At 68.2% G+C, this 3,609-nt stretch carries 3 protein-coding genes and 1 pseudogene; 3 read left to right on the top strand and 1 reads right to left on the bottom strand.

Translation table 11 applies throughout. The annotated features are described in order from the left end of the window. Window positions 1-165: 165 nt before the first annotated feature. On the bottom strand, window positions 166-699 hold the full coding sequence (locus tag DD1DGNOD_RS15170; RefSeq protein ID WP_131767075.1) for a ferritin-like domain-containing protein: 534 nt from the start codon (window positions 697-699) through the stop codon (window positions 166-168). Window positions 700-918: 219 nt separating this feature from the next. Here DD1DGNOD_RS15170 and DD1DGNOD_RS15165 point away from each other — a divergent pair, with 219 nt between their 5' ends. The 3 genes and pseudogenes from DD1DGNOD_RS15165 to DD1DGNOD_RS29535 form a co-directional block, all read left to right on the top strand. Continuing rightward, complete coding sequence (locus DD1DGNOD_RS15165) at window positions 919-1,326, top strand: NfeD family protein (RefSeq protein WP_346434332.1); 408 nt, start codon at window positions 919-921, stop codon at window positions 1,324-1,326. Window positions 1,327-1,349: 23 nt separating this feature from the next. Then, complete coding sequence (locus tag DD1DGNOD_RS15160; RefSeq protein WP_131767073.1) at window positions 1,350-2,270, top strand: SPFH domain-containing protein; 921 nt, start codon at window positions 1,350-1,352, stop codon at window positions 2,268-2,270. Between the two features lie 304 nt (window positions 2,271-2,574). Then, window positions 2,575-3,609: pseudogene (locus tag DD1DGNOD_RS29535) on the top strand (transketolase); the annotation flags it as partial.

Raw genomic sequence — 3,609 nt, 5'->3', positions numbered from 1 at the left:
CACTGGTGATCGCCAGGGCGGACGGCGACCCTGCGGCGCTCGCCTCCACCCTGTTGGCCGGAGTGTGGGCACACCTGTCCGTGAACGACGTCGACTACGTCGACTAGGCTCCTCCACCTTGGGTGAGGAATTGGGCTGCCCCGCGAGCGAAGCGACCCGGGACTCTCACGGGTCCATTTTCTGTAGGAAGTTGCGCAGGTCGTCGGCGTGTTCCTCCTCCTGTTCCAGAATTCCCTCGAACATGCGGCGGGTGGTCGGATCATTATCGCCGAGCCAGTTGATGACCTCCGTGTAGGAGGCGATCGCGATGCGTTCCGCGACGAGATCCTCCCGTACCATTTCCAGCAGGCTGTGGCTGGCGTCGTACTGGGAGTGGGAGCGCGTGGTCAGCGTCTGCGGGTTGAAGTCGGGTTCGCCGCCGAGCTGCGTGATGCGGGCGGCTATCCGGTCGGCGTGGGCCTGCTCGTCCGCCGCGTGTTCGGCGAACTCGGGAGCCACCTGGGCGGAGGCGAGGCCCTGCGCGGTGAAGTAGTGCCGCTTGTACCGCAGGACGCACACCAGCTCGGTGGCCAACGCCTGGTTGCACACGTCGAGGACCCGGTGCAGATCGGCGCCGTAGGCGTCCGTCACCGGACCTTTGTCGATCTCCTCGCGGGCGTGTTCCCGCAGGGTCGTCACATCGATCAGGAAGTCCGTCATCACCGCTCCTTCACACGACAGGTTGCTGTCCGTTCTGTCCACGGCACGCGGTGCTCACACCAGCGGAGCCCGATTGGATGCGACTGCCGTCACACGCCGAGAACGCAGGCGTCGGGAACGAGACGCCGAAGCGGGACGCCGGAGCCGGACGTCCGCTCTCACACCTGAGGTCATGCTGCGGCTACCATGGCAGTCATGCCGCCGTGGCTGTGGTGGTTGGTGATCGCTGGGATTCTCGGTGTGGGCGAAATGCTCACGCTTTCCCTCCTCCTTGGGATGACCGCGCTCGCGGCGCTCACGGCGTGCGTCGTCGCCGGGGTCGGCGGTGGTCTCCTCGCCCAGCTCGTCGCGTTCGTCGTCACCTCCGGTGCGCTGCTGCTCGGGTTGCGGCCGGTTGCGCGCCGTCACCTGCACCAGTCGCCGGACGTCGCGACCGGCACCGACGCGCTGATCGGTATGACCGGTGTCGTGCTGGAACCTGTCAACGGGGACGGCCGCGTCAGGATCCGGGGCGAGGTGTGGTCGGCCCGCGCGACGATCGACGGTCAGATCCTCGAGCCGGGCACGAGCGTGCGCGTGCTACGCATCGACGGCGCCACGGCCGTCGTCCACCCCGCGCAGGTGTAGCGGGCCGAGACCGGGAGGCGTTGATGGCCGGGCTGATCGCCACCGCGGTTGTCGTGCTGGTGCTGGTGGTGTTCCTGGCCCGAGCGGTGCGGGTCGTTCCGCAGGCCCGGGCGATCGTGGTCGAGCGGCTGGGCCGTTACCACCGGACCCTCACCCCCGGCCTTGCCATCGTCATCCCCGTCGTGGACCGGATCCGGGAACGCGTCGACCTGCGCGAGCAGGTGGTGACGTTCCCACCCCGTCCGGTGATCACCGAGGACAACCTCGTCGTGGGCATCGACACGGTGATCTACTTCCAGGTCACCGATCCGCGCGCGTCCACCTACGAGATCGCTGACGTCATCAGCGCGATCGAGCAGCTCACCGTCACGACGTTGCGCAACGTGATCGGCAGTTTGAACCTCGAGCAGACCCTGACGTCCCGCGATGAGATCAACACCAGGTTGCGCGGTGTGCTCGACGAGGCGACCGGCAAGTGGGGCATCCGGGTCAACCGGGTGGAGCTCAAGGCCATCGAGCCGCCGCCGTCGATCCAGGACTCGATGGAGAAGCAGATGCGCGCCGAGCGGGACCGCCGGGCGGCGATCCTGTCGGCGGAGGGCGTCAAACAGAGTGAGATCCTGCGCGCCGAGGGCGCGAAACAGGCCGCGATCCTGCGGGCCGAGGGTGAGCGGGAAGCGAAGATCCTCTCCGCGCAGGGCGAGGCCGAGGCCATCGCCACGGTGTTCCGGGCGATCCATGACGGTAACCCCGACCAGAAGCTCCTCGCCTACCAGTACCTGCAGATCCTGCCGCGCATCGCCGAAGGTGACGCGAACAAGGTGTGGATCGTCCCCAGCGACCTGACCAGGGCGTTCGGGGGACTCGCCGCCTTCGGTGGCCTTGCCGACCGGCCGGATCGGCCGGAACGGGCGAATGGCGGGGACGGCGGGGACGCACGCTGACGGTGCCCGTCCGCGCGATGTGCAGGCTCCCGCTGAGACCACAGGCCCTCGCTGAAACTGGGAGCAAGGCCACAGCGGCGGTTGCAAGGCCTCGACGTCCGGCAAGGGTCCGTGACCGCCGGATACGATCTAGGTTGTCGAGCTGGTCGCAGAAGCAGTTCCTGACCGCAGCGGATGGTCGGCTCGCCCGGTTCGGGAGCTGACGGCGGAGACGATCGAGCTGCGTCGCGGCCCCGGCGCGGCTACTGGACCTCGAGCGCCTGCGACAAACGTTGTGGGCGTCCTATGTTGACAAAGGATGTACATGACGTTCACCGAGCAGCCGACCATCACCGACGCGGACGACCTGTGCGTCGCGACGATCCGCACACTGTGTATGGACGCCGTGCAGGCCGCCGCGTCCGGGCATCCGGGCACCCCGATGGCCATGGCGCCGGTGACCTACACCCTGTGGCAGGAGTTCCTGCGGTTCGACCCCGACGATCCCATCTGGCCCAACCGTGACCGTTTCGTGCTGTCGGCGGGGCACGCGTCGACGTTGCTGTACGCGATGCTGCACCTGGCCCGGGTCAAGGCGGTCAACCCCGCCTACGAGACACTCGGGCAGCTGTCGGTCACCCTCGATGACATCAGACGGTTCCGGCAGCTGGACGGGAAGTGCCCCGGCCATCCGGAGTACCGCTGGACGTCGGGGGTGGAGGCGACCACGGGGCCGCTGGGCACGGGTGCGGCGACATCGGTGGGCATGGCCATCGCCGCACGCTGGATGGGGGCGCGGTTCAACCGGCCCGGCTTCGACATGTTCGACTACGACGTGTACGCACTGTGCGGTGATGGTGATCTCATGGAGGGGATCGCGGCCGAGGCGGCGTCGTTGGCCGGTCATCTGCGGCTGGCCAACCTGTGCTGGATCTACGACAACAACCACATCAGCATCGAGGGCAGCACCGACCTGGCGTTCACCGAGGACGTGGCCACCCGGTTCATCGCCTACGGGTGGAACGTCGCCCGCGTCGGCGACGCGAACGACCGGACGACGCTGGGCCGTGCGTTCGAGACGTTCCGCCGCGAACAGCACCGCCCGACCCTCGTCATCGTCGACAGCCGTATCGCGTTCGGCGCCCCCACCAAACAGGGCACGGCCGCGGCGCACGGGGAGCCGCTGGGGGAGGAGGAGATCCGGGCGACGAAGCGGTTCTACGGCTGGCCGCAGGACGCGCACTTCCTCGTCCCTGAGGGGGTGTACGAGCATTTCGCCGCCGGTGTCGGAAAGCGGGGCCGGGCCGAGCGGGATACGTGGCTGGCCCTGTTCGACCGCTACCGCAGCTCGTATCCCGAC

This window comes from Candidatus Protofrankia californiensis (genome assembly GCF_900634765.1).
GTDB classification, from domain to species: domain Bacteria; phylum Actinomycetota; class Actinomycetes; order Frankiales; family Frankiaceae; genus Protofrankia; species Protofrankia californiensis.
Note: the sequence above shows the minus strand (reverse complement) of the source record. Positions and strands in the feature narration are given on the sequence as shown.

What these genes read in the sequence shown, in the direction of transcription:
- DD1DGNOD_RS15160 (WP_131767073.1), top strand. Translation starts at nt 1,350, where the DNA reads ATGGCCGGGCTGATCGCCACCGCGGTTGTCGTGCTGGTGCTGGTGGTG.
- DD1DGNOD_RS15170 (WP_131767075.1), bottom strand. Translation starts at nt 699, where the DNA reads ATGACGGACTTCCTGATCGATGTGACGACCCTGCGGGAACACGCCCGC.